The sequence below is a fragment of the Kribbella sp. NPDC003557 genome (genome assembly GCF_040610805.1).
GTDB lineage: Bacteria > Actinomycetota > Actinomycetes > Propionibacteriales > Kribbellaceae > Kribbella.
Genome location: NZ_JBEXMY010000002.1, coordinates 710629 through 734088, shown reverse-complemented (window position 1 = coordinate 734088; position 23460 = coordinate 710629). Strand labels below are relative to the sequence as shown.

Genomic DNA, 23460 nt, shown 5'->3' with positions numbered 1-23460 from the left:
GTCAGAGGACGTGTTCCTGATACCTCGCGAGCGCCAGGTCGAAAACCTCCTGCCCCGGCGCGTCCCACAACTCCTGGTTGAAGATCTCGACCTCGATCGGCCCGTCGTACCCGGCCGCGTCGCAGGCCTCGCGCAGCCGGCGCAGCTCGATCGAGCCGTCGCCCATCATTCCGCGCCCGAGCAGCGTGTCCGCCGGCAGCGGCACCACCCAGTCGCTGACCTGGTACGACACGATCCGCTCGCCGGCCCGCTCGATCTGCCGGTACACGTCGGCGTCCCACCACAGGTGGTACGCGTCCACGATCACGCCGACCTGCGACGCCGGGAACTGCTCGGCGAGGTCGAGCGCGCCGCCCAGCGACGACACCACACAGCGGTCCGAGCAGAACATCGGGTGCAGGGCCTCGACCGCGAGCGTGACCCCGCGTTCCTCGGCGTACGGCGCGAGCTCGGCGAGCCCGTCGCGCACCATGGCGCGGGCTCCGTCGAGATCACGTGATCCGGCCGGGAGGCCGCCGCTGACCAGCACGAGGACCGACGTACCAACGGTCGCGGCCTCGTCGATCGCGCGCCGGTTGTCCTCGATCTTCGCCTTCCGCTCGGCGGCGTCGGTCGAGGTGAAGAAGCCGCTGCGGCACAGCGAGGAGACCTTCAGCCCGGCGTCGGCGACCAGCTTCGCGGCCCGGTCGACGCCGTACTCGTGGATCGGCTCGCGCCACAGCCCGATCCACTCCAGCCCGGCCTTCGCGCTCGCCGCGACGACGTCCTCGAGCGGCCAGTACTTCGTGGTCGCCTGGTTGAGGCTGTACCGGTTCATGCGTCGATCCCGCCGACACGCAACAGCTGACGGAAGCGGTCGACGGCCAGCTCCGGGTTCGTCAGTACGCCGGCCTGGTCCGCGAGCCGGAACGTGTCTGCCAGGTGGGGCAGCGATCGCCCGGTCTGCAGGCCGCCGACCATCGTGAAGCCCGGCTGGAACCCGTTCAGCCAGGCCAGGAAGGCGATCCCGGTCTTGTAGTAGTACGTCGGCGCGGAGAAGATCTGCCGCGCCAACGGTACCGTCGGCTGGAACACCCGCTCGTACGTCTCCAGGTCGCCGGCATCCAGCGCGTGCAGGGCAGCTGCCGCCGCCGGGGCGATCGCGGCGAAGATCCCGAGCAGCGCGTCACTGTGCCGCTCGCCGTCGCCGCGGATCAGCTCCGGGTAGTTGAAGTCGTCGCCGGTGTAGAGCCGGACACCCTCGGGCAGGCTGTTGCGCAGGGCAACTTCCTTCGAGGCGTCGAGGAGGGAGATCTTGATCCCGTCGACCTTCGAGATGTTGTCGGAGATCAGTTCGACCACGGAGGCGGCGGCCGCCTCGAACGATCCGCCGCCCCAGTACCCTTCGAGAGCCGGGTCGAACATGGGTCCCAGCCAGTGCAGGATGACCGGCTTCGTGGACTGCTGCAGCAGGCGGTCGTAGACCTTGCGGTAGTCGTCGGGCGATTCGGCCGCCGCGCACAACGCCCGGCTGGCCATCATGATCGGCTGCGCACCGGCTTCCTCGGCAACAGCGAGCTGCTCCTCGTACGCACCCACGACCGTGTCCAGCGAAGCAGGACCCGTCAGTTGGTCCGTGCCGACGCCGACCGCGATCCGTCCGTCAGGCGCCTCGGCCGCGGACCGCCGGATCAGTTCCTGCGTGGCCTTCCAGTCCAGGCCCATCCCGCGCTGCGCGGTGTCCATCGCCTCGGCGACCGACAGGCCCAGCGACCACAGGTGCCGCCGGAACTCCAGCGTGTGCTCCCAGTCGATCACCGCCGGAGCTCCCGGGGAGTTGTCCCCGAGCGGGTCGGCGACCACGTGCGCCGCCGCGAAGGCGAGCCGCGACCGCGCCGGCGAGTAGGTGGTGCCCCGAGCAACCGGTTCGCCGGTCAGCCGGTACTTCTCGAGTCCCCCGTGGACAGGAAGGTTCAGCTCCATCAGTTGGCCCCGAGGTCGAGCGTGGGGACCTCGAGCTTGCGGCCCTCGTGCCATGACTTCAGGCCCAGTTCGGCCAGCTGGACGCCCTTGGCGGCCTCGACGAAGTCCCAGGTGAACGGCGCGTCGTCGACCACGTGCCGCAGGAACATCTCCCACTGCACCTTGAACCCGTTGTCCATCGGCTCGTTGTCCGGCACCGTCGCCCACTGGTCGCGGAACTTCTCGGTGGCCGGGATGTCCGGGTTCCAGACCGGCTTCGGTGTCGCGGACCGGTGCTGGACGCGGCAGTTGCGCAGGCCGGCGACCGCGGAGCCCTCGGTCCCGTCGACGTGGAACTCGACCAGCTCGTCACGGAACACCCGCGTCGTCCACGAAGAGTTCAGCTGTGCGACGATCCCGCCCTCCAGCTCGAACACCCCGTACGCCGCGTCGTCCGCCGTCGCGGTGTACGGCTCGCCGTTCTCGTCGACCCGGGTCGGGATGTGCGTGGCGCCCTGGCAGTACACCGACTGCACGGAGCCGAACGTCTGGTCGAGCACGTACCGCCAGTGGCAGAACATGTCGAGGATGATGCCGCCGCCCTCTTCGGACTTGTAGTTCCAGGACGGCCGCTGCGCCTCCTGCCAGTCACCCTCGAAGACCCAGTAGCCGAACTCGCCGCGGACCGACAGGATCCGGCCGAAGAACCCGCCGTCGACCAGCCGCTTCAGCTTCCGCAGGCCGGGCAGCGACAGCTTGTCCATCACGACGCCGTTCTTCAGCCCGGAGTCGACGACCAGCTTGGCCAGGTCGACGGCCGCGTCCAGGCTCTCGGCGATCGGCTTCTCGCAGTAGATCGCCTTACCGGCCTCGACCGCGGCCCGGACGCCCTTCTCGCGCAGCTGGGTGAGCTGGGAGTCGAAGTAGATCTCGACGTCGGGCTGGGCCAGCGCCTCGGCCAGGTCGGTGGTCCACCGCTCCAGCCCGTACTGCTCGGCGATCCGGCGCAGCTTGAGCTCGTTGCGGCCGACCAGGATGGGCTCGGGGATGATCATCGTGCCGTCGGCGGCGGGCAGTCCGCCCTGCTCCCGGATCGCCACGATGGAACGCTCGAGGTGCTGGCGCAGGCCCATCCGGCCGGTGACGCCGTTCATCACGATGCCGATGCGTCGCTCGTTCACAGTCTTGCCTCTCACGCTCAGGATCACGCTTGGGTGTCGTAGATGTCGAGGCGGCCGCACATACCGTGCCGGCCGAACTCGGTGGGGGTCGGAAGTTGGTGGACCTCGGCGGTCTCCAGGTGCGGCGCGGTGCCGGCCTCGAGCGCGTCCAGCGCGGCGCCGGTCTCGTCCGCGAGCCGGCGGGCGCCCTGCTCCCAGCGCTGACGCCAGTCCGCGAGCTGCGGCCGTACGATCCGGACCGCCGCCGCGAAGAACTCGTCGAGCGCCGCGGGGCCTTCCGCCTCGTACCGCTCCCGCAGTACGGCGTACCCCTGCAGCGCGAGGTCGCGCCGGGCCATCGCCGACCGGGTCCGGGCCTCGCCCTCGCCGGTGAGCGCGGTCGCCGCCAGGTACGTCTCACGGTCGCCGAGGTGCTCGGGCGGCAGGGTCAGGACCGCGTCGCCGGCCTCGGGGAGTCCGGAGTTGGACATCAGGGTGAGGATCTGCAGCCCGCCGTCGTTGACCAGCCGGTGGATCGTGCCGGGGTCGAACCAGACGACGGTCCCGGCCTGCAGCGGGGTCTCGGTGTAACCCTTCGTGTTCAGGGTCTGTACGGCGCCGGTGCCGGCGACCACGTAGTACCCCTCGGAGCAGGCCAGGTGGACGTGCGGCGTACCGCCGACCAGGCCGTCGGGGGCCTCGACGTCGTACACCGTCAGTTTCGAGATGCCGATACCGCCGGGCAGAGCCGCGGCCGGTCCGGGCTCGAACTCACACATGGACGCCTCCCTCCCGCAGCCTGGGAAAGGGCTTTCCGCAGCCTGTGACCGCAACCATAGGTGGGCGCCACGGCCGAGTCAACCTGTAACGGAAAGCGATCTCCGACACGCTGTGGAACGGCCGGGGCGTCGAGTACGTCGTAGCCGGTCGACAAGACATTCGCCCTCCGGCTCCCGGGCCGGACTCTTGTGGAGGTGGTTATGGCCGACAGAATCAGTCGACGGCAGGCGCTCGTACTCGGTGGCGGCGCGCTGGCCGGGCTCGGCTCGGTGGCCGGAGCGCAGACGGCTTCGGCCGCGCGGCCGGTCGAGCGCGGCTCGGCGGCACAGGCGGGGACCGGGTGGTTCCGGTTACCGGTGGTGACGGCGAACATCGGGCGCAAGCACCTCGGCGCCCGGGAGGCCGCGATCCGGGCGGTCCGCGGCGGCGACCCGGGGCACCGGCCGTTCGTCGGCTGGCAGGAGATCGGCGAGGGGGATTCCGGCGAGCCGCCGATGATCACCAGGAACTTCGGCAGCAAGTACCGCAACGCGTTCCTGCACGACCCGAAGTCGTTCCGGGTGCCGATCTCGGTGCCGGAACCGTGGAAGATCGTGAACTCGAAGCGCACCTTCGTGCATGCCGGCATCGCCCACGTGACGCCGACCCGGTTCATCAACGAGGTGGTCGTCGAGCACAGCGCGCACCCGGGGCTGAAGTTCGCCCTGATCAACTCGCACTACATCGCGAACGCCTACAACGGCAGCAAGAACCCGAACCTGCAGGACGAGTGGCAGCTGCACAAGAAGCTGCACCGCGAGCGGGTGATGGCCCACCACAACCAAGGTCACCTGGTGATCTGGACCGCGGACACCAACAACCCCGGCTACGTACGGGCCACCGGCCAGGACGCCGAGCACCGGGCGTTCTTCAAGGGCATCGACCGGATCAACTGGCTGGCCGGCGACGGCAAGGTCCGGCTCGACCTGGTCACCACCAAGGTGATCCCGATGAACGTCGACGGCCACGACGCCCGGCTGGCGGTGTTCCGGATCAAGCTGGCCTGATGCGTACCGACGCGACCGCCTGAGCCCATTCGGCCCGGCGCCGGCCACGCTCGCCGGCGTCGGGCCCGGGCTCGAACGTCCGGTACGACCGTTTCCCCGCCCAGCCGGTCGTCGCGCCGAGCGTCGTCCAGGCCAGCTCGGCGACGCCCAGAGCGGAGATCTCGGCGACGTCGGCGGCTTCGACCGGATGGCCGAGCAGGTCTGCCTGGGTCTGCATGAGCAGGTCCGACACCGTCGCGCCGCCGTCCGCGCGGAGGCTGCTGAGCGTGCCGGGAATCGTGTCCGCGATGTCGCAGATCTGGTGAGCGACCGCGTCGACGGCCGCTCGTGCGATGTGCGCCCGCGTGGTCGAGCTGCTCATCCCGGTCAGGGCCGCCCGCGCTTCCCGGTCCCAGTGCGGTGCGCCGAGGCCCGCGAACGCCGGTACCAGGACCACGCCGTCCGCCGCCGGGACCGTCGCCGCGAGCGCCGTCAACGCGCCGACGTCCGGCAGCCCCAGCAACTCCGCCGTCCAGGCGAGCGCGGCGCCGGACGACACGATGTTCCCCTCCAACGCGTACACCGGCCGATCGGTCAGCCAGGCGAGCGTGCATCCGCTCGGCACGAAGCCGTCGACCGGCGTCATCACCGACGACCCGGTCCCGTACGTCGCCTTGACCAGGCCCGCCTCGGTGCAGCCCTGCCCGTACATCGCGGCGTGCGAATCCGCGAGCACGGCGACGATCGGAATCCCGTCCGCCAATCCCGGTACGCCGGCCGTGCTCCCGAATCCCGCGTCCGACGCCCGCACGCCGGGCAACGCACCTCGAGGCACGCCGAACGCGTTCAGTAGCTCGTCCGACCAGTCCAGGGCCATCAGGTCGTACAGCAAGGTCCGCGACGCGTTCCCCGCCTCGGTCAGATGCTCGCGGCAACCAGTCAGCCGATGGATCAGCCAGGAGTCGACGGTGCCGACCAGCGCGTCGGACCGGTCGAGCAGCCAGCGCATCTTCGGCGCCGAGAACATCGCGTCGACCCGCAGCCCGGTGCGACGGCGGACCAGCTCGTCGACAGAGTGAGGTAGTTGGGCACACCAACTAGTAGTGCGAACGTCCTGCCAGCCCAGCACCGGACCGACGGACTCGCCCGAGGAGTTCCAGCCGACCACGGATTCGCGCTGGGTCGACAGCGCGATCCCCACGATCTCCACTTCCGGGGTGAGGCAGGACTTCACCGCCTGGAGAACGCTCTGCCACAAGTTCTCGGCGTCCTGTTCCACCCAGCCGGGGCGCGGGGACGACAGGCCGACGGGCGCCGATCCGGTGGCGAGGACGGTTCCGTCGGCGGTCACCAGGGCCGCCTTGGAGTTGGTCGTGCCCTGGTCGATCGCGAGTACCGCCTGGACCATCGGCCCTCCAAGTTTCAACTGAGCTCTTGACGTGACTCTAGCCGCGTGGTGACACTCATGGCGACGGTCTATGCACTACTGAATATCTATTCACTCACAGAGCTGGAGGAGACCGCGTGAAGCCGAGCAGACGCCGGGTGATCATCAACACCGATGCCAAGAACGAGGCGGACGACCAGTTCGCGATCGTGCACGGGCTGCTGTCGCCGACCTTCGACGTCCGCGGCCTGATCCCCGCGCACTTCGGCACCCGCCGGTCGGACCGCAGCATGGAGGAGTCCCGCGAGGAGATCGACCTGCTGCTGGACCTGATGGACCTGACCGGGCAGGTCACCGTCGCGAACGGCGCCCCGACCGGCATCCCGGACGAGCAGACCCCGCTCGACTCGCCCGGCGCCCGGCTGATCATCGAGGAGTCCAAGCTGGCCTCCGAGGGTGACCCGCTGTTCGTGTCGTTCCTCGGCCCGCTGACCGACATGGCCTCGGCGATCCTGCTCGACCCGGAGATCGCCGGCCGGAACGTGATCGTGATCTGGATCGGCGGCCGCGGCTACAACGGCTACGCGGCCGACCACCGGATGGAGTTCAACCTGTCGAACGACATCCCCGCCGCGAACGTCGTGTTCGGGTCCGGGATCACGGTCTGGCAGGTCCCGAGCGATGTCTACACGAAGGTGTCGGTCAGCTACGCCGAGCTCGAGGAGAAGATCGGCGACGCCGGTCCGCTCGGCAAGTACCTGATCGAGCAGTTGGTGGAGTGGAACGCCACCTGGCACGGCGAGCCGATCGAGTCCCGCTCCCTCGGCGACTCGCCCGCCATCTCCTTGATGCTCTACCCGCACAGCGGCAACTTCCGGACCCGTCCGGCGCCGCGCTTCGGTGTCGACGGCTGGTACCTGCCGGGCACCGACAACCCCATCCAGGTCTGCGAGCAGGTCGACGTCCGGTTCCTGCTCGAGGACATGTTCGCCAAGATCCGCCGCTTCGCCCGCCAAAGGAGCAACTCATGAGCACGTCGTACACCCGCCGGGGATTCCTCGGTCTCACGTCCGCCGCCGCGCTCGGCGCCGGTCTGTCCGCCTGCACGGGCGGTGGTACGTCGACCGGCGGGGGAGCCACCCAGGCAGCGTCGAACAACCTGCGGCTGTTCACCTACGAGGGTGACGAGACGATCGGGCTGCTGAAGGCGCAGGTGAAGAAGTTCGACGAGCAGAACGGGACGACGACCACGGTCGACAGCCTGCCCGGCTCGGGCGCCGCGGTGTACCCGGACAAGCTGCGCACGGAACTGCTCGGTGGCAAGGGCCCGGATGTCTGGCGGATCTGGGGCGGCCAGATCGGAGCGCCGTTCGCGAAGGCGAAGCAGGCGCTCGACCTGTCGCCGTACTACTCCAAGTACGGCTGGGACTCGAAGATCAACACCCAGGCGATCGACGGCATGACGTTCGACGGGACGAAGGCCGGGGTGCCGTTCGTGTCCCTCGGGATCGGTGCCTGGTACAACAAGTCGCTGTTCGCCAAGGCCGGCGTCAGCGCCGCGCCGACGACGTACGCCGAGCTGGAGGCGGTCAACGACAAGCTCGTCGCGGTCGGGGTGACGCCGTGCGGCCTCGGCGGCAAGTACGGATGGGACATCATGCGGCTGTTCGAGTACCTGCTCGAGCACACCGCGGGGCCTGAGCTGCACGACAAGCTGCTGACGGGGGACGAGAGCTGGGACCGGCCCGAGGTGGTCGAGGCGTTCGCCCTGTTCAAGAAGTGGCAGGACAAGAAGTGGGTGCCGCAGGGCGCCCTCGGTCTCGACCCTGCCGACATCGAGCCGGCCTACGTCCAGGGCAAGACGGCGTACACGATCACCGGACCGTGGACGGAGGCGGCGGCGATCCTGTCGGCCAAGAAGAGCTCGTCGGCGTTCGGCACCTTCGAGCTGCCGACCGACAAGACCCCGGCCCGGCACTCCGGCTTCGTCGAGGGCTACATGGTCAACGCGAAGTCCGGCAACGCGGACAAGGCCGCGGCGCTGATCGACTTCATCGTCCAGCCGGCCACCCAGAAGGCGCTGCAGGTCACCGCGTCCACGGTCAAGGGCGCCGAGCCCGACCCGAAGGCGCTGCCGCTGGCGGCCGAGTGGGCGCAGAAGTACGGCAGCAACCCGTTCTACACGATCCAGGACCAGGCGTTCCCGAAGAAGCAGGCCGACCAGTACTTCAGCGTGCAGAGCGATCTCCTGCAGGGCAAGGTCGCCCCGGACGCCGCCGCGAAGAAGATGCAGGAGATCATCTCCGCCTGGGCGAAGAGCTGAGCGCATGGCAACGTCAGTCGCAGTGATCAAGCCCAAGCGCGGTGGCCGCTGGTCGCCCTGGTTGTTCGCCATCCCCGCCCTGGCGGTCTACGTCGCGTTCCTGGTGTACCCGGCGTTGTCGTCACTGTGGTTCAGCCTGACCAACTGGGACGGCCTGAGCGCGACGTACAAGTTCGTCGGGCTGGAGAACTACCTCAAGCTGCCGCAGGACCCGGTCGTGCTCACCGCGGTCCGGAACAACCTGGTCTGGACCGTGGTCACGATCGCCGTGCCGACCGTGATCGGTCTGCTGCTCGCGATCGCGTTGAACGGCAAGGTGCACGGCAAGCCGATCCTGCGGTTGATCTTCTACACGCCCGCGGTGCTGCCGCTCGTGTCGATCGCGAGCATCTGGGGCTGGCTGTACAACCCGCAGTACGGCGCGATCAACTCGTTCCTGCGGCTGATCGGGCTGGACGGGCTGGCGCAGGCGTGGCTCGGGCAGGACTCGACCGCGTTGTGGGCCGTGATGGTGCCGGCGATCTGGTTGCGCACCGGGTTCCCGATGCTGCTCTACCTGGCCGCGCTGCAGGGCATCCCGAACGAGTTGTACGAGGCCGCGACCGTCGACGGCGCGACGAAGTGGCAGCAGTTCTGGCACGTGACGATGCCGAGCCTGCGGCCGGCGCACTACATCGTGCTGGCGCTGTCGCTGATCGACTCGTTCAAGGTCTTCGACATGATCTACGCGATGACGTACGGCGGCCCCGGGACGTCGACGCAGGTGATGGGGACGTGGATGTACTTCAACGTCTTCCAGTACTACCAGGCCGGTTACGGCACGGCGATCGCCGTCGTGATCACCCTGGTGGCCATCGCGGTAGGCATCCCCTACGTCCGCTCCCAGACCAGGGAGGCCTCATGACCACCATCGCTCCGGCCCAGGTGACAGCCCCGGCACAGACAGCCGACGCCGCACCCGTCAGTCCTGGGCCCAAGGGACGCCGCGGCCTGGTGATGACCCTCGCGCTGGCAGTGATAGCCCTCTTCTGGATCTCACCGCTGGCACTGCTGGTCATTACCGCGGTGCGCCCACTGTCCGACTTCATCGGCAACGGCCCGCTGTCCTGGCCCGACCAGCTCACCTGGTCCAACTTCAAGGACGCCTGGGGCATCGGCAACTTCGCCACGACGTACAAGAACAGCGCGATCCTGGCCGCGATCAAGGTGCCGCTCGGCGTGCTGGTGTCGGCGATGCTCGGGTTCGCGCTGGCCAAGCTGCGGATGAAGTTCCGCCGGACGGTGATGTTCTCGGTGTTCCTCGGGCTGACGATCCCGATCTACATCACGATCGTGCCGGTCTTCATCATGATGCGGCAGGCCGGTGCGACCGACAGCATCTTCGGGCTGATCGGGCCGTACCTGGCCTTCGGCATCCCGTTCGAGGTGCTGGTGCTGCAGTCGTTCTTCCGGCAGCTCCCGGACGAGATCATCGAGGCCGCCCGGGTGGACGGCGCCGGCGACTGGCGGGTGTTCTTCACGATCATCCTGCCGCTGTCGGTGCCCGCCCTGGTCACAGTGGCGATCCTGGACGCGGTCGCGACCTGGAACGAGTTCCTGTTCGCGCTGATCCTGCTGAACTCCGACGCGCACAAGACCATCCCGGTCGGGCTGCTGAACTTCCAGGGCCAGTTCGCCAACAACAACACCGGCCTCGCGGCAGGCATCCTGATCGCCGTCGTGCCGATCCTCATCGCTTACACCCTCCTTCAGCGCTGGATCGTCGGCGGACTCACCGCCGGCTCGCTGAAGGGCTGACACCGCCCCACACAGCCCCATGGCAAGGAGAATCGAAACCATGACAGACATGCCGGTCTTCGGCGCGGGTATCTGGCACTTCGCCACCTACAAGGACCGTTACGCCACCGACGGGTACGGCGAGCCCGTCGGCCTGCTGGAGCAGATCGACCGGGCCGGCGCCGTCGGCGACCTGTCCGTCGTCGACCTGAACTGGCCGTTCGCCGGGTACGACGGGACGCTCGACGAGGTGAAGGGCGCGCTGCAGCGCAACAACCTGAAGGCGATCGCGATCACGCCGGAGATCTACACCAAGGACTTCGTCAAGGGATCGTTCACGAACCCGGACCCGAAGGTTCGCGCGCAGGCCCTCGAGCTGTTGCACCAGGCAACCGAGCTGGCGAAGGACCTGGGCTGCTCGTACGTGAAGCTGTGGCCGGGTCAGGACGGCTGGGACTATCCGTTCCAGGTCAACTACCACGACATCTGGAACCTGGCGCTGGACGGGCTCAAGGAGCTGGTGTCGGCGCATCCCGACATCAACTTCGTGATCGAGTACAAGCCGCGCGAGCCGCGGGTGAAGATCATCTTCCCGAACGTCGCGCGCACGCTGCTCGGCATCGAGAAGATCGGCCTGCCGAACCTCGGCATCCTGCTCGACTTCGGCCACTCGCTGTACGGCCAGGAGACGCCGGCCGACGCGGCACAGCTGGCGATCGACTACGGCCGGCTGTTCGCGATCGACGTCAACGACAACCTGCGCGGCTGGGACGACGACATGGTGGTCGGCTCGGTGCACCTGGTCGAGACGTTCGAGTTCTTCCACACGCTGCGCAAGAACAACTGGGAGGGCGTCTGGCAGCTCGACCAGTTCCCGTTCCGCGAGGACAGCGTGCAGGCGGCGAAGCAGGCGATCACCTTCCTGAAGGCGGTGCACCACGCGCTCGACGTCCTGGACGACGAGGCCCTCGCGGCCGCGCAGGCGTCGCACGACGCGCTGGCCGCGCAGAAGCTGGTCCAGAAGGTCCTGCTGAGTTCGATGGCGGAGATCGTATGAGTCTCACCGTCGAGCACACGACGATGCCGGTGCTCGGCCGGCTGCCGATCCACAGCAGCCGCGCCGAGCAGATCGCGCACATCGCCGAGGCCGCCCGGCAGATCCGGATCCAGGACCTCAAGCTGGTCCATCACGCCGGCGCGGGGCACATCGGCGGCGACTTCTCCGCGATCGACATCCTGGCCACGCTGTACGGCGCGGTGCTCGACATCTCGCCCGAGACGGTGAACGACCCCGAGCGGGACCGGTTCATCCTGAGCAAGGGCCACGTCGCCGGGGCGCTCTACACGACGCTCGCGGCGTTCGGGTTCCTCCCCGTCGAGGAGCTCGCGACGTTCCTCAAGCCGCTGTCCGCGCTGAACGGCCACCCGAACCGGAACAAAGTGGCCGGCGTCGAGGCGAACACCGGCCCGCTCGGGCACGGCCTGCCGGTCGCGGTCGGCCATGCCCTCTCGGCCAAGCTCGACGTCTCACTGCGGCGGACGTACGTCCTGGTCGGCGACGGCGAGCTGCAGGAGGGCTCGAACTGGGAGGCGATGATGGCGGCCTCGCAGTACCAGCTGGACCGGCTGACCGTGATCGTCGACCGGAACCGGCTGCAGCAGGGCGCGACCACCAAGGAGACCAACGACCTCGACCCGCTGCCGGACAAGGCGGCCGCGTTCGGGTTCGCGGTGGTCGAGGTCAACGGCCACGACCACGGCGAGCTGCTCGACGTGCTGTCCGCCGTACCGTTCCGGCCGGGCAAGCCGACCTTCGTGATCGCCCACACGCACAAGGGCCACCCGATCTCGTTCATGAGCAACAACGTCGCGTGGCACCACCGGGTGCCGGACGCGTCCGAGTACCAGCAAGCCCTGAAGGAGCTGGCATGACAGCGTTGGAGACCCGTTCGATCGCCGACCAGCCGCGCTACGACTGCCGGGACGCGTACGTCGAGACGCTCGCGGAGCTCGCCGAGGCCGATCACCGGATCGTCGGGGTGGTCAACGACTCGGTCGGCTCGAGCAAGCTGAACAGTTTCCGCAAGGCGTTCCCGGACCGGCTGATCAACGTCGGCATCGCGGAGCAGGACATGGTCGGGGTGGCGTCCGGGCTGGCCAACGGCGGCCGGATCCCGTTCGTCTCGGCGGCGTCCTGCTTCCTCACCGGCCGGGCGCTCGAGCAGATCAAGGCCGACGTCGCGTACTCGAACACCAACGTGAAGCTGTGCGGCATGAGCCCCGGTGTGGCGTACGGCGAGCTCGGGCCGACGCACCACTCGATCGAGGACATCGCGTGGCTGCGGGCGATCGCCGGGCTCACGATCATCGTCCCGGCCGACCCGATCGAGACCGCGGCCGCGCTGCGCTGGGCGGCCGCGTCACAGGGGCCGGTGTTCATCCGGGTCAGCCGGATGAGCGTGCCGAAGGTGTACGCCGACGACTACGAGTTCCACCTCGGCAGGGCGATCACGGTCCGCGAGGGCGGCGATGTCACCGTGATCAGCAACGGGACCGTGCTGTGGCGGGCACTGGCCGCCGCCGAACGGCTCGCCGAGGAAGGGATCTCGGCCCGGGTGCTGTCGATGCCGACGGTGAAACCGCTGGACGTCGACGCCGTGGTCGCGGCCGCGCGCGAGACCGCCGGCATCGTGACCGCCGAGGAAGCGGTGTCGGGCGGCGGGCTCGGCGGCGCGGTCGCGGAGACCGTGGTCCAGCACCATCCGGCCCGGGTGTCGATCCTCGGGATCGGCGAGTTCGCACCCACGGGGTCGGCCGGCTACCTGCTGGACCGGTACGGGCTGTCCGCGGACGGGATCGCCGACGCCGCCCGCACGCTGGTCAGGTCAGGTAGCTGACGAGATCCGCGATCGAGATCATCGCGAAGCCATGGGCGTCGGCGAAGGTGCGCAGGTCCGCGCCGGTCATCAGCGTGCCGTCGTCGTTCATGAGCTCGCCGATGACGCCGACCGGCGGCAGTCCGGCCAGCCGGACGAGTTCGACAGTGGCCTCGGTGTGACCGGGCCGCTGCCGGACTCCGCCGTCGACGGCGCGCAACGGCAGGATGTGACCGGGCCGGATCAGGTCCGCGGGCTGCGCCGAGGGGTCGGCCAGCACGCGGACGGTCCGGGCCCGGTCCGCCGCGGAGATGCCGGTGCCGACGCCGGTGGCCGCGTCGATCGACACGGTGTACGCCGTCCGCAGGCTGTCCTGGTTGTCCGGCACCATCAGCGGCAGCTCGAGCCGGTCCAGGATCTCCGGCGCGGCGGGCGCGCAGACGTAGCCGCTGGTGTGGCGGACGAGCAGCGCCATCACCTCGGGGGTCGCGAGGCTCGCGGCGAACGTCAGGTCGCCCTCGTTCTCGCGGTCCTCGTCGTCGACGACCACCACGGGTCGCCCGAGGGCGATCTCCGCGACGGCGTGCTCGATCGTGTCCAGGCTGGTGGTCGTGGTCATGGTCGTCGTCCTCTCGGCAGTGCGCGCAGAGCACTCCGGGGGCAACGACAAACCCCACGCCCCGGATCAGGGGACGTGCGGCTGCCACGTGCGTCTTCCCATCCGGACTTTCACCGTCGGTCCTGGAGTTCCACCAGGTCAACCGCTCCTCCTCGCGGAGTCACGGGTCGCGGACTGTCACCGCCGGCTCGGAATTTCACCGACCCCAGAGCACGTGTGTTCTCTCGACCATCAGCTTAACGGCAACCAGCACCTCAGGAGTGTCATGTCCATCTCATCCGTCTGGCACCCGATCGAACTGCCGGTTACCGGTGACTGGGTCGATTTCGAGCACGAGTCCGGCCTGGCACTCCGCCGCCCCACGTTCTACGCCGCCGCAGGCGGCGGCGCGGCGCCGGGAGGTAGCACGGGACCGGGCGATGGTGCGGCCGGAGGAGCCGCCGCAGCGGGCGTTGCTGCGGTGCGGAAGGTCCGCTTCGCGGCGCCGATTGCCGGCCGTTGGCGGTGGACGAGCGAGCCGACGCCGACCCGGCCGGACGTGCCCCCAGCGCCCGGCGCCCCCGGCGGTGCCGCCGCGTCCAGCGGGCTCGATGTGGCGCCCGGCTTCGGGGAGTTCGACGTGGCCCCCGCGCTCGACGACGAGCTCAATCCGTTCTATCGCCATGGGTTCTGGCGGATGTCGCCTGGTGGGCGCAGTCTCGTGCATGCCGACGGGACGCCGGCGATCCTGGTCGCCGACACCGCATGGGCTCTGCCCTGGCGCGCTACCCCGGAGCAAGTGCGTGAGTATGCCCGGGACCGGCAGTCCAAGGGATTCAACGCAGTACTCCTGATGACCGTGCAACCGGACATGCGCGCGGTCGGCCCCCGCGACCGCACCCAGGACGAAGGCTTCGACGTCGGCTTCGAGGACCTGCCCGACGGTCATCTGCGGCAGCTGAACGTCGAGTACTTCCAGTACCTCGACCAACTCCTCGACATCCTCGTCGAGCACGGCATCGTCCCGGTCCTGCAGCCCGTCTTCCAAGGCTTCGGCTGGAAGGGCCTCGAGGTCGCCGGCACCGTCGTACCGCCGGAGGAGTACGCCGCGTACTGCCGCTACCTCGTCGCCCGGTACGGCGCCCAGCCGGCGATCTACCTGGTCGGCGGGGACGGCTCGGGCACCGAGCCGCAGACCGCGGCCGGCGGCGCCGAGGTGCACGCGGTCGACTGCTACGAGCAGCCCACCGGCATCCACTACCGCCCGCACATCAGGGCAAACGCCCATCAGGACGCCGACTGGCTCGACTTCCAGTGGTGCCAGACCGGCCACACCGGCGAGCACGTGCCGGAACGCGTCGCGGACATGTGGCGCAACCGCCCGGTGAAAGCGGTCGCGAACGGCGAACCGACGTACGAACACACCGGCCGGACCGGTGTGGCCGAGGGGTGGTGGCAGGGGCACGAGGCGTGGAGCAACCTGTGCGCGGGCGGCACGATGGGCGTCGTCTACGGCGCCGGCAGCCTGTGGCAGTGGCGGCTGCACGGCGAGGAGCCGGGCCACTCGGACTTCTTCCTCGCGCCCGGCGCGGGCTGGCGCGAGGCGATCAGCTTCGAGGGATCGGCGTACGTCGGCCTGCTCGGCAAGATTCTCGACGGGCTGCCGACGAACGACATGACGCCGGACTGGACCCGGGTGATCTCGGGGCGGGCGCTGAGCACGGCCGGCGGCGGCCTGATCGTGTACCGGGAGAACGGCGGGCCGGTGATGGTGTTCGACGACACGGTGCCGCTGGCCTACACGATCGTCGATCCGCGCGACGGCTCGGTGGTCGCGACCGGCAAGCGGGACACGCCGGGAAGTCCACTGCCGGACGCTGGTGGCGCGCCGCGGGTCTACATCTGCCTATAGTCCAGGGTGATCGTCTCGAAGGGAGCGCAGTGAACAGCAACCGTGGTGTCCGCCAGCCCGGGCTGGACGAGCTGCGGCTGCTCGCGAAGGTGGCGCGGATGTACCACGAGAAGGGCATCCGGCAGCCGCAGATCGCCGCCGAGCTGAACCTGTCCCAGGCGCGCGTCTCCCGGATGCTGAAACAGGCCGTCGAGGTCGGCATCGTGCACACCGTGGTGACCATGCCGAGCGGCGTGCACAGCGACCTCGAGGACGAGCTGCAGGGCCGGTACGGGCTGCGCGACGCGGTCGTCGTCGACACGCTCGGCGTGGGCGACGACGTGCTGCCGGCGCTCGGCTCGGGCGCGGCGGCGTACCTGGACATGACACTCACCGGCGGGCACGTGGTCGGCATCTCGTCGTGGAGCGAGACGCTGATCAGCGCCGTCGACCGGATGCCGCGCAAGAGCGTCCCGGTGGTGGACAAGGTGGTCCAGATCGTCGGCGGGCTGGGCGACGCCGCGGTGCAGATGCAGGCCACCCGGCTGACCGCGCGGTTCGCCGAGCTGACCGGCGGGATGCCGGTCTACCTGCCCGCGCCGGGGCTGGTCGGGACGCCCGCCGTCCGCCGGGCGATGATGAACGATGTGTCGGTTCGGGACGTTCTGGGCACGTGGGGACAACTCACCGACGCCCTGGTCGGGATCGGCAGCCTGGAGCCGTCGCCGCTGCTGCAGCGCAGCGGGAACGCGGTCGCGGAGGCCGACCAGGACGAGCTGCGCCGGCTCGGTGCCGTCGGGGACGTATGTTTCCGGTTCTTCGACGAAGAGGGAAAGCTCGTGCGTTCGACGTTCGACCAACGGGTCATCGGGGTGACCGCGAAGGAGCTGCTGGCCGTCCCGCGCCGGATCGGCGTGGCCGGCGGCGACCGCAAGTACTCCGCGATCCGCGCCGCCCTGCTCGGCGGCTGGGTCAACATCCTGATCACCGACCTCGCGATGGCGCATCGCCTGCTCGATGGAGCCTGACGAGCAGCGGGAGGTCTACGCGACCATCGACCTGGCGTTGCGGGTCGGTGAGGTGCTGCTGTCCAGCGGCGCCGGTACGGCGGACGCGACCGCGACGATCCTCGGCGTCACCGCGGCCGGCGGGCTGCGCGGGTGCGAGGTCGACATCACGTTCACGTCGATGGCGGTCTCGTACCAGGCCGCGCCCGACGTCGCGCCGGAGACGCACATCCGGCTGGTCCGCTACCGGTCGCAGGATTTCTCCCGGCTGACCGAGGTCGACCAGCTCGTCCGGCGGTTCGCCCGCGGCGACGTGACCCGCGAGGAGGCGTCGCGGGAGCTCGCCCGGATCACGTCGGCCGGGCCGCCGTACCCGCGCTGGAGCGCGGTGCTCGCCTGGGGCGTGATGGCCGGCGGCGCGACGCTGCTGCTCGGCGGCGGCTGGCTGATCACGCTGGTCGCGGTGCTGACCGCGATCGTGATCGACCTGAACAACCGTTGGTTCAACCGGCAGCGGCTGCCCGCGTTCTACCAGCAGGTCGCCGGCGCGTTCGTGGCGACCGCCGTCGCATTGGTCCTGTATGCCGTGCACGCGCCGGTGAAACCGTCCCTGGTCGTTGCCGCGGGCATCATCATGCTGCTGGCCGGGATCGCCCTCACCGGCGCCGTGCAGGACGCCATCACCGGGTACTACGTCACCGCCGCGGCCCGCAGCCTGGAGGCGATGCTGCTCACCGGCGGGATCATCGCCGGCGTCTCACTGGGTCTCGCGCTCGGGCTGAAGTTCGGTCTGCACGTCGGGATCGAGCCGCAGACCATCCAGCTGGCGAACCTCCCGATCATGGTCGTGTCCGGCGCCGTGATGGCGGTCGCGTTCGCGTACGCGACGTACGCCCCGCTGCGCGCGCTGCTGCCCGTCGCCGTGATGGGCGCCCTCGCCTCACTGGTGTTCACGCTCATGACCCGGGCTTCCTTCGGCCCGGCGTGGTCCACCGCCGCGGCTGCTTTCGTCGTCGGCCTGGGCGGGTACTCGAGCGGCCGCCGCACCGGCGTACCACCGCTGGTCGTGGTGGTCGCCGGGTCGATCCCGCTCCTGCCGGGCCTGACGATCTACAAGGGCCTGTACGAGTTGATGGGCGTCGGCCAGCTGATCGGCATCGTCAGTCTCACCACCGCGGTCGCGATCGGCGTGGCTCTCGCCTCGGGTCTGATCCTCGGCGAGTACGTCGCCCAGCCGATCCGCCGCGAGGCCCGCCGGCTGGAGGACCGCCTGGCCGGGCCGCGCCTGGTCGGCCCGCGCCGCCCGGTCCGTCGCCAGACCGGGCGCACGACCCGCCGCCGGCGTCGCGCCGCCTAGCGGATCTCCTCCAGCGCGACGTCGTCCAGCTGCAGCCACACGTCCTGCCCGTCGGCGAAGAAGCCGCCGTACAGCTGGACCAGCGAGTCCCGCCCGGAGTCGAAGTCGACGCTGACCTTCGTGTACTGCGGATGCGCACCGCCGGTCTGCTGCGCGATCGTGCGGCCGCGCAGCGTGCGGACGCCGAGCATCGTCTCGGACTTGTTCTCCGCGGTCCGGATCCACGCCGACAGCCGGTAGCGGTGATAGGGCCGGACGGCGACGGTCTGCTGGAGCTGATGGGCGCCGATCGAACCACGCACGAACGCGTTGTTGGTCCCGGTGTGGCCGAGCTTCGTCCGGTCGATCCCGCCGGTGCCGCTCAGTTGCCACGGCGCGGACGGCGTACCGCTGGTCTGCGCCTCGAAGCCGGGATCGGTCACCAGGTTGGCTGCTGCGCCGTCGTCGGTGAGCTTGGTACGCATCAGGAAAACGTTGTACGGATCCCACTGCGACATCGTGAAGTACAGATCGGGCCCGGACGACCAGGGGTGGATGAACGATCCGTAGAGGCCCGGGTATTCGGTGCCTTTGACAACGACCTGTTCACCGCTCCACGGACCGGTCAGGCTGGTGGCCGAGCGCAGCACGATCGAGGCGCGGTGCTCGTCGAGGTACATCATCAGCCACTTGCCGGTGTACGCGTTCCACTGCACCGACACCTCGCCGATCGGGCCGACCGCGATCGGTACGGCGGCGGACTCCTGCGGCGACCAGGTCCGGCCGTCCCAGTACCGCCAGGCCTTCTTCTGCAGTACTTGTTGCTCGGGGACCCGGGCCAGGTGTGCGCTGCCGAAGCGGCCGTTCGGCGTACCGATCATGTAGACATAGCCCTTGTCCTTGACCAGGGCGGTCATCTGGAACTTGTCGTCCCAGGCCGGCGTGTTCTGCCAGCGGGCGCCGGTGTCCTTCGTCCAGTTCTCGCCGTTGTCGTCGGAGTACGCGAAGCCGGAGTAGTTCGTGTACCAACTGCCGGCCGGGCCCCAGTAGTTGACCGACATGTACTGCACGTACTGGCGTTTCCCGACCGAGATGCCCGCGGTCGGGATCACCGTGTGCTCGTCGCGGTCGATCTTCTTGCAGGGCAGGAACTCCTTGGCGTGGCCCGGCCGGTCCTCGGCCGCGGAGTCGAGCGACATGCCGTCGGACAGGTCGCGGTCCTTGCTGCGGAACAGCAGGTTGCAGCGCCAGTCGATCGTCGCCTGGTCGCCGGCGCCGCCGCCCGGCCCGGTCCAGCCGCTGCCGTAGCTGTCGCCGAACGCGGTCAGGATCTCGCCGGAGCCGTTGTCCCAGAGGATGCCGAGGTCGGTCGACTTCAGTGCGAAGCGTGCCTCGGTGTCGTTGATCGACTCCGGGCCGGTCAGCTTGGCGATCCGCTCGACCGGCGACGGGATTGCCGTTGCTTGGGCGGGGGTGGACCGGTCGGCAGGCACCACGGCCGCTCCGATCAGGGCAGGCAGGACGAGCAACCATCGTTTCCGCATCGGGTCTCCTTGGGCGGGCGGGCGCGAGAAATCGATTTCCGGTCACCGTAGTCGCGGTCGTCCGGGCGGTCAACGGCGGGCGTGTGGTTTACTGCCGACTGGTGCGATTCCACGGTGTGACGGCTGGACGCAGGTCCGGGCCCGTCGGCTCTGCCGCGAGGCGGAGTAACCCGGCCTGACCGGGGCCACGCGGTGATACCCCGCTTCAGCTCGGACTTAGGGCGCGTCTCCCGATCCCACGCCTACTGCGCGGCACTCGGCGGGCACCTCGCCGCACCGGCGCGAAGGGAACGATGAAACCACATCGACCCCCTCCGCTCCGGCGCACCGAGGCACTCCGCCGAGCACCTGCTCGCTACGGCGTGGGATCGGGAGACACGCCCTTCCGGTCCCTGACCATCGTCAAGTGGTGGAGAGCGAAGCATGTTCACAGGACGGATCGAGCACGTGGGCACCGTCGCCGGGATCGACGGCGGCTCGTTGCGGGTGAGTTCGGACGTGGCGGTCGCGCCGGGCGCCGCGGTGTGTCTGGACGGGATCAGGTTCACCGCCGAGCCGGGTCCGCCCGGCGAGATCCACGTGGCGGTCACCGACGAGACGCGACGGCGTACGACGCTGGACCGGGTCGCGGTCGGTACGACGATGCACGTCGAGCTGCCGGTGGCGGCCGGCGACCGGATCGACGGGCATCTGGTGCAGGGGCACGTCGAAGGCGTCGGCAAGGTGCTGCGGGTGGACGTCGAGCCGGCCGGCCATCGGGTGTGGATCAAGCCGCCGGATCGACTGCTGGCGCGGCTGGTGGCCAAGACCTCGGTCGCGATCGACGGCGTGAGCATCACCGTCGCCGAAGTGCTGAAGGACCGCTTCTCCGTCGTCCTGGTGCCGAACACACTGGTGAAGACGACGCTGGGCGCACTGGTCGCCGGCGACCGGGTGAACCTGGAGAGCGACCTGCTGGTGCGGATGGCCCGCGACGGGCACGGACCGGAGCTGATGCGGGCGGTGGCCCGGCTGCCCTGGGCCGGGCAGCTCAGCGGCGAGATCGGCGTCCAGAAGGTGGTCGCGCAGATCGCGGCCGGCGGCGGCGTGGTCGTCTGGGACCCGACCGCCGAGGGGGAGGGCGACGTGGTCTTCGCCGGCGAGCGTTTCCGCCCGGAATCCATGCGGTTCCTGCTCACCCAGGCCTGCGGCCACACCACGATCCCGTGCGACGCCGACGTCCTGCGGAGGCTGGAGATCGACCCGATCCCGGGCGCGGGAGACCGCCAGGGGACGGCGATGCACGTGCCGATCGACCTCGCGTCGGCGCCGGGCACCGGGGTGTCGGCGGCGGACCGGGCCGCGACCGTACGGCGGCTGGCGGCGCCGGACGCCGCGCCCGAGGACTTCCTCCGCCCGGGCCACGTGTTCCCGCTCGCGGCGCGCCCCGGGCTGCTCGCCGAGCGCCGCGGCCACACCGAGGCGACCGTTGCCCTGTGCACGGCGGCCGGGCTCGCGCCGGTCGGGGTCTGCTGCGAGGTGATGCGCGCGGACGGCGTGATGGCCGGCGCCGCGGATCTCGAGCAGTTCGCGCTCCGCTGGGAGCTCCCGATGATCGACATCCACGACCTGGCGCGCTGGCTGTGAACGCCTTGTACGACAACCCGGAGTTCCTCGACGGCTACCGCCGCCTGCGCGAGTCCGGTGCCGCGATCAACGAACCGCTGGAGATCCCCGCGATGAACGCGGCGCTCCCGCCGGTCGCCGGGGCGCGCGTGGTGGATCTCGGGTGCGGTGAAGGTGGTCTGGCCGTCCGGCTGGCCGAGGCGGGGGCGGCCGACGTACTCGCCGTCGACGCGTCGGAACAGATGCTGGCGGCGGCGACACCGCATCCTCGGGTCCGCTACCTGTGCGCCGACCTGGCCGACGTCGACGTACCGCGGGGTTCCGCGGACCTGGTCGTGAGCAGTATGGCGCTGCACTACCTCGAGGACTTCGACGATCTGATGGCCCGAGTCGCTCGCTGGCTCGTGCCCGGCGGCGCCTTCGTGTTCACGATGGAGCATCCGGTGATGACGGCCCCGCTGGTCGCGGCGGACTGCGTGGTCGACGACTACGCCGACGAGGGGCGCCGCGAGCGGACCTGGTTCGTCGACGGCGTGGTCAAGTACCACCGGACGATCGGCACCGTCGTCGCGAGCCTGCACCGCCACGGCCTCCGGGTGGAGCGCGTCGACGAGCCGGTCCCGACGGCCGAGCAGGTCGCGGCGCGGCCGTCCCTGGCGATCCACCGGCGCCGCCCGCCGATCCTCCTGGTCTCGGCGCGTTCTGCACCGCAGGGTGACCATCGTGTCGACAAGACGTTAGAGTTACCGACGGGAAACATCGGCGAGGAGGATCGACGTGGCACTGGGTAGGACATCCCCACGGGACCTGCCGCTGTTCGCGGATCTGTCCGGACGCGACATCCGGGACATCTTCCGCGCCGGCGAGGAAGTCTCGGTACCGGCCGGCTGGTCGCTGATCCTGGAGCAGACGCCGCCCGACGCGGCGTACCTGATCCTCAGCGGGACGGCGGCGGTCCGCGAGAAGGGCGAGGAGATCGCCGAGCTCGGCCCGGGCGACATCGCCGGCGAGGTCGCGGTCCGGAAGAACACGTTGCGAACGGCAACCGTTACGGCGAAGTCGCGGCTGCAGCTGCTGCACTTCACCCGGGAGAAGTTCGACGACCTCACCCGCCGGCTGCCCGCGTTCCGGGACGCGATCGACGCCACCATTGCCGAGCGCCGCGGTGGCCACTGACCCTGGGGCGCCGGATCTGGCCGGGTTGACCCAGGAGTTCGAGCGGACGCTGCTGGGCGGTGAGCGGAAGTTCACCCGGATCCAGGTGTCCGAGCGGGCCGGGATCTCGAGCCTGCGCGCCGAGCGGATGTGGCACGCGCTCGGGTTCGCGACCGTGCCGGACGACGAGGTCGCCTTCACCGACGACGATGTCGAGGCGCTGCGGCTGGTCGCGGCGCTCGAGGACGACGGGTTCATCGAGCCCGAGATGGAGTCCTCGCTGGCGCGCAAGCTCGGGCAGACGCAGTCCCGGCTGGCGTCCTGGCAGTCGGCGATGTTCCTGGAGTTCCTCGGCGGATCGAAGCTGTCCGCGGACGAGGCGATCGAGGTCGCGGGCCAGTTGCTGCCGGCCATGGAGCGGCTGCAGACGTACGTCTGGCGCCGGCACCTCGCCGCGGCCGCCGGGCGTGCGGTGGCCGGCTCGGACGAGTTGGCGCGCGGCGTGCGGGCGGTCGGTTTCGCGGACATCGTCAGCTACACGCGCCTGGCCCGGCGGCTGACCGAGGCGGAGCTCGGCGAGCTGATCGAGCGGTTCGAGGGGACGGCGGCCGACGTGGTCGCGCTGAACGGCGGCCGGGTGATCAAGTCGATCGGCGACGAGGTGCTGTTCGTGACCGACACCGCCGCGCAGGGCGCCGCGGTCGCGCTCGCGCTGCAGGACGCGGTGACCGCCGACGGGGACCTTCCCGAACTGCGGATCGGACTCGCGTACGGCACCATCCTGATCCGGCTCGGCGACGTGTACGGCGAGGTGGTGAACCTGGCCGCCCGGCTCACCACGGAGTGCAAGCCCGGCCGGGTCCTCGCGGACCGCGAACTCGCCGCAGCCCTCGACGGCCACCCGTCGTACGCCATCCACCGACTGCGCCGCGTCGCCGTCCGCGGCTACCGCCATCTGGTCCCGTACGCGATCCAGCGCGCCGGCTGAACGGCAGCTCGACAGTACGTATACGCCCACTGCGGGCGATCGGCGGGCCTGCGCACGCTTGGCGGACG

General features: G+C 69.9%; 22 protein-coding genes and 1 riboswitch. Of the genes, 15 read left to right on the top strand and 7 right to left on the bottom strand.

All coding sequences use genetic code 11. From position 1 onward, the window contains the following. Position 1: 1 nt before the first annotated feature. Genes ABZW60_RS09380 through ABZW60_RS09365 form a run of 4 tightly spaced genes read right to left on the bottom strand, consistent with a single transcriptional unit; the run spans position 2 to position 3880 of the window. Positions 2 to 817, bottom strand: coding sequence for a sugar phosphate isomerase/epimerase (locus ABZW60_RS09380; protein ID WP_355475264.1), 816 nt, complete (start codon positions 815 to 817; stop codon positions 2 to 4). Beyond that, complete coding sequence (locus tag ABZW60_RS09375) at positions 814 to 1962, bottom strand: dihydrodipicolinate synthase family protein (protein ID WP_355475263.1); 1149 nt, start codon at positions 1960 to 1962, stop codon at positions 814 to 816. Before ABZW60_RS09375 ends, ABZW60_RS09380 begins: the two co-directional genes overlap by 4 nt. Next, on the bottom strand, positions 1962 to 3137 hold the full coding sequence (locus tag ABZW60_RS09370; RefSeq protein ID WP_355475262.1) for a Gfo/Idh/MocA family oxidoreductase: 1176 nt from the start codon (positions 3135 to 3137) through the stop codon (positions 1962 to 1964). Before ABZW60_RS09370 ends, ABZW60_RS09375 begins: the two co-directional genes overlap by 1 nt. A gap of 8 nt (positions 3138 to 3145) precedes the next feature. Beyond that, on the bottom strand, positions 3146 to 3880 hold the full coding sequence (locus ABZW60_RS09365; RefSeq protein WP_355475261.1) for a cupin domain-containing protein: 735 nt from the start codon (positions 3878 to 3880) through the stop codon (positions 3146 to 3148). A gap of 201 nt (positions 3881 to 4081) precedes the next feature. On the opposite strand from ABZW60_RS09365, the gene ABZW60_RS09360 reads away from it, so the two are divergent. After that, complete coding sequence (locus ABZW60_RS09360) at positions 4082 to 4927, top strand: hypothetical protein (RefSeq protein ID WP_355475260.1); 846 nt, start codon at positions 4082 to 4084, stop codon at positions 4925 to 4927. Here the strand turns inward: ABZW60_RS09360 and ABZW60_RS09355 are convergent. Beyond that, entirely contained in the window at positions 4914 to 6314 is a 1401-nt protein-coding gene (locus tag ABZW60_RS09355) for an FGGY family carbohydrate kinase (RefSeq protein WP_355475259.1), read from the bottom strand. The two genes, ABZW60_RS09360 and ABZW60_RS09355, sit on opposite strands and share 14 nt — an antisense overlap. A gap of 116 nt (positions 6315 to 6430) precedes the next feature. Between ABZW60_RS09355 and ABZW60_RS09350 the strand changes: the two genes are divergently transcribed. The 7 genes from ABZW60_RS09350 to ABZW60_RS09320 are packed head-to-tail and all read left to right on the top strand — an operon-like array spanning position 6431 to position 13289. Further along, positions 6431 to 7324 (top strand): nucleoside hydrolase, encoded by an 894-nt coding sequence (locus tag ABZW60_RS09350; RefSeq protein ID WP_355475258.1) that lies wholly within the window; start codon positions 6431 to 6433, stop codon positions 7322 to 7324. Then, on the top strand, positions 7321 to 8616 hold the full coding sequence (locus ABZW60_RS09345; RefSeq protein ID WP_355475257.1) for an extracellular solute-binding protein: 1296 nt from the start codon (positions 7321 to 7323) through the stop codon (positions 8614 to 8616). The genes ABZW60_RS09350 and ABZW60_RS09345 overlap by 4 nt, the downstream gene beginning before the upstream one ends. Positions 8617 to 8620: 4 nt before the next feature. Then, on the top strand, positions 8621 to 9520 hold the full coding sequence (locus ABZW60_RS09340) for a sugar ABC transporter permease (RefSeq protein WP_355475256.1): 900 nt from the start codon (positions 8621 to 8623) through the stop codon (positions 9518 to 9520). After that, positions 9517 to 10413, top strand: coding sequence for a carbohydrate ABC transporter permease (locus ABZW60_RS09335; RefSeq protein WP_355475255.1), 897 nt, complete (start codon positions 9517 to 9519; stop codon positions 10411 to 10413). The genes ABZW60_RS09340 and ABZW60_RS09335 overlap by 4 nt, the downstream gene beginning before the upstream one ends. A gap of 40 nt (positions 10414 to 10453) precedes the next feature. Beyond that, positions 10454 to 11449: a sugar phosphate isomerase/epimerase family protein gene (locus tag ABZW60_RS09330; RefSeq protein WP_355475254.1), complete on the top strand. Its 996-nt coding sequence runs from the start codon at positions 10454 to 10456 to the stop codon at positions 11447 to 11449. Continuing rightward, complete coding sequence (locus tag ABZW60_RS09325; protein WP_355475253.1) at positions 11446 to 12324, top strand: transketolase; 879 nt, start codon at positions 11446 to 11448, stop codon at positions 12322 to 12324. The genes ABZW60_RS09330 and ABZW60_RS09325 overlap by 4 nt, the downstream gene beginning before the upstream one ends. Continuing rightward, complete coding sequence (locus ABZW60_RS09320) at positions 12321 to 13289, top strand: transketolase C-terminal domain-containing protein (protein ID WP_355475252.1); 969 nt, start codon at positions 12321 to 12323, stop codon at positions 13287 to 13289. The genes ABZW60_RS09325 and ABZW60_RS09320 overlap by 4 nt, the downstream gene beginning before the upstream one ends. On the opposite strand, the gene ribB is transcribed toward ABZW60_RS09320, so the two are convergent. Beyond that, positions 13273 to 13887 (bottom strand): 3,4-dihydroxy-2-butanone-4-phosphate synthase, encoded by a 615-nt coding sequence (ribB, locus tag ABZW60_RS09315; RefSeq protein WP_355475251.1) that lies wholly within the window; start codon positions 13885 to 13887, stop codon positions 13273 to 13275. The genes ABZW60_RS09320 and ribB overlap by 17 nt on opposite strands. An 84-nt stretch (positions 13888 to 13971) precedes the next feature. Next, positions 13972 to 14105: riboswitch (FMN riboswitch) on the bottom strand. 47 nt (positions 14106 to 14152) lie between these two features. Here ribB and ABZW60_RS09310 point away from each other — a divergent pair. The 3 genes from ABZW60_RS09310 to ABZW60_RS09300 are packed head-to-tail and all read left to right on the top strand — an operon-like array spanning position 14153 to position 18121. Continuing rightward, the gene (locus ABZW60_RS09310) at positions 14153 to 15778 is read left to right on the top strand and encodes a DUF4038 domain-containing protein (protein ID WP_355475250.1); all 1626 of its coding nucleotides are present in this window, start codon (positions 14153 to 14155) and stop codon (positions 15776 to 15778) included. 29 nt (positions 15779 to 15807) lie between these two features. Next, positions 15808 to 16785, top strand: a complete 978-nt coding sequence (locus ABZW60_RS09305) for a sugar-binding transcriptional regulator (protein WP_355475249.1) — start codon at positions 15808 to 15810, stop codon at positions 16783 to 16785. Then, the gene (locus tag ABZW60_RS09300; RefSeq protein WP_355475248.1) at positions 16775 to 18121 is read left to right on the top strand and encodes a threonine/serine exporter family protein; all 1347 of its coding nucleotides are present in this window, start codon (positions 16775 to 16777) and stop codon (positions 18119 to 18121) included. Before ABZW60_RS09305 ends, ABZW60_RS09300 begins: the two co-directional genes overlap by 11 nt. Here ABZW60_RS09300 and ABZW60_RS09295 read toward each other — a convergent pair. Beyond that, positions 18118 to 19644, bottom strand: coding sequence for a DUF4185 domain-containing protein (locus ABZW60_RS09295; RefSeq protein WP_355475247.1), 1527 nt, complete (start codon positions 19642 to 19644; stop codon positions 18118 to 18120). The genes ABZW60_RS09300 and ABZW60_RS09295 overlap by 4 nt on opposite strands. A 423-nt stretch (positions 19645 to 20067) precedes the next feature. On the opposite strand from ABZW60_RS09295, the gene ABZW60_RS09290 reads away from it, so the two are divergent. Genes ABZW60_RS09290 through ABZW60_RS09275 form a run of 4 tightly spaced genes read left to right on the top strand, consistent with a single transcriptional unit; the run spans position 20068 to position 23392 of the window. After that, the gene (locus ABZW60_RS09290; RefSeq protein WP_355475246.1) at positions 20068 to 21270 is read left to right on the top strand and encodes a 3,4-dihydroxy-2-butanone-4-phosphate synthase; all 1203 of its coding nucleotides are present in this window, start codon (positions 20068 to 20070) and stop codon (positions 21268 to 21270) included. Beyond that, complete coding sequence (locus ABZW60_RS09285) at positions 21267 to 22040, top strand: class I SAM-dependent methyltransferase (RefSeq protein WP_355475245.1); 774 nt, start codon at positions 21267 to 21269, stop codon at positions 22038 to 22040. The genes ABZW60_RS09290 and ABZW60_RS09285 overlap by 4 nt, the downstream gene beginning before the upstream one ends. Continuing rightward, complete coding sequence (locus tag ABZW60_RS09280) at positions 22027 to 22425, top strand: cyclic nucleotide-binding domain-containing protein (protein WP_355475244.1); 399 nt, start codon at positions 22027 to 22029, stop codon at positions 22423 to 22425. Before ABZW60_RS09285 ends, ABZW60_RS09280 begins: the two co-directional genes overlap by 14 nt. Beyond that, positions 22415 to 23392: an adenylate/guanylate cyclase domain-containing protein gene (locus tag ABZW60_RS09275; protein ID WP_355475243.1), complete on the top strand. Its 978-nt coding sequence runs from the start codon at positions 22415 to 22417 to the stop codon at positions 23390 to 23392. The genes ABZW60_RS09280 and ABZW60_RS09275 overlap by 11 nt, the downstream gene beginning before the upstream one ends. The last annotated feature ends 68 nt before the right edge of the window (positions 23393 to 23460 follow it).

Bases quoted from the DNA above. Each gene is read 5' to 3' on its own strand.
- ABZW60_RS09380 (WP_355475264.1), bottom strand. From the start codon at position 817: ATGAACCGGTACAGCCTCAACCAGGCGACCACGAAGTACTGGCCGCTC.
- ABZW60_RS09375 (WP_355475263.1), bottom strand. From the start codon at position 1,962: ATGGAGCTGAACCTTCCTGTCCACGGGGGACTCGAGAAGTACCGGCTG.
- ABZW60_RS09365 (WP_355475261.1), bottom strand. From the start codon at position 3,880: ATGTGTGAGTTCGAGCCCGGACCGGCCGCGGCTCTGCCCGGCGGTATC.
- ABZW60_RS09360 (WP_355475260.1), top strand. From the start codon at position 4,082: ATGGCCGACAGAATCAGTCGACGGCAGGCGCTCGTACTCGGTGGCGGC.
- ABZW60_RS09355 (WP_355475259.1), bottom strand. From the start codon at position 6,314: ATGGTCCAGGCGGTACTCGCGATCGACCAGGGCACGACCAACTCCAAG.
- ABZW60_RS09345 (WP_355475257.1), top strand. From the start codon at position 7,321: ATGAGCACGTCGTACACCCGCCGGGGATTCCTCGGTCTCACGTCCGCC.
- ABZW60_RS09340 (WP_355475256.1), top strand. From the start codon at position 8,621: ATGGCAACGTCAGTCGCAGTGATCAAGCCCAAGCGCGGTGGCCGCTGG.
- ABZW60_RS09335 (WP_355475255.1), top strand. From the start codon at position 9,517: ATGACCACCATCGCTCCGGCCCAGGTGACAGCCCCGGCACAGACAGCC.
- ABZW60_RS09330 (WP_355475254.1), top strand. From the start codon at position 10,454: ATGACAGACATGCCGGTCTTCGGCGCGGGTATCTGGCACTTCGCCACC.
- ABZW60_RS09325 (WP_355475253.1), top strand. From the start codon at position 11,446: ATGAGTCTCACCGTCGAGCACACGACGATGCCGGTGCTCGGCCGGCTG.
- ABZW60_RS09320 (WP_355475252.1), top strand. From the start codon at position 12,321: ATGACAGCGTTGGAGACCCGTTCGATCGCCGACCAGCCGCGCTACGAC.
- ribB (WP_355475251.1), bottom strand. From the start codon at position 13,887: ATGACCACGACCACCAGCCTGGACACGATCGAGCACGCCGTCGCGGAG.
- ABZW60_RS09310 (WP_355475250.1), top strand. From the start codon at position 14,153: ATGTCCATCTCATCCGTCTGGCACCCGATCGAACTGCCGGTTACCGGT.
- ABZW60_RS09300 (WP_355475248.1), top strand. From the start codon at position 16,775: ATGGAGCCTGACGAGCAGCGGGAGGTCTACGCGACCATCGACCTGGCG.
- ABZW60_RS09295 (WP_355475247.1), bottom strand. From the start codon at position 19,644: ATGCGGAAACGATGGTTGCTCGTCCTGCCTGCCCTGATCGGAGCGGCC.
- ABZW60_RS09290 (WP_355475246.1), top strand. From the start codon at position 20,068: ATGTTCACAGGACGGATCGAGCACGTGGGCACCGTCGCCGGGATCGAC.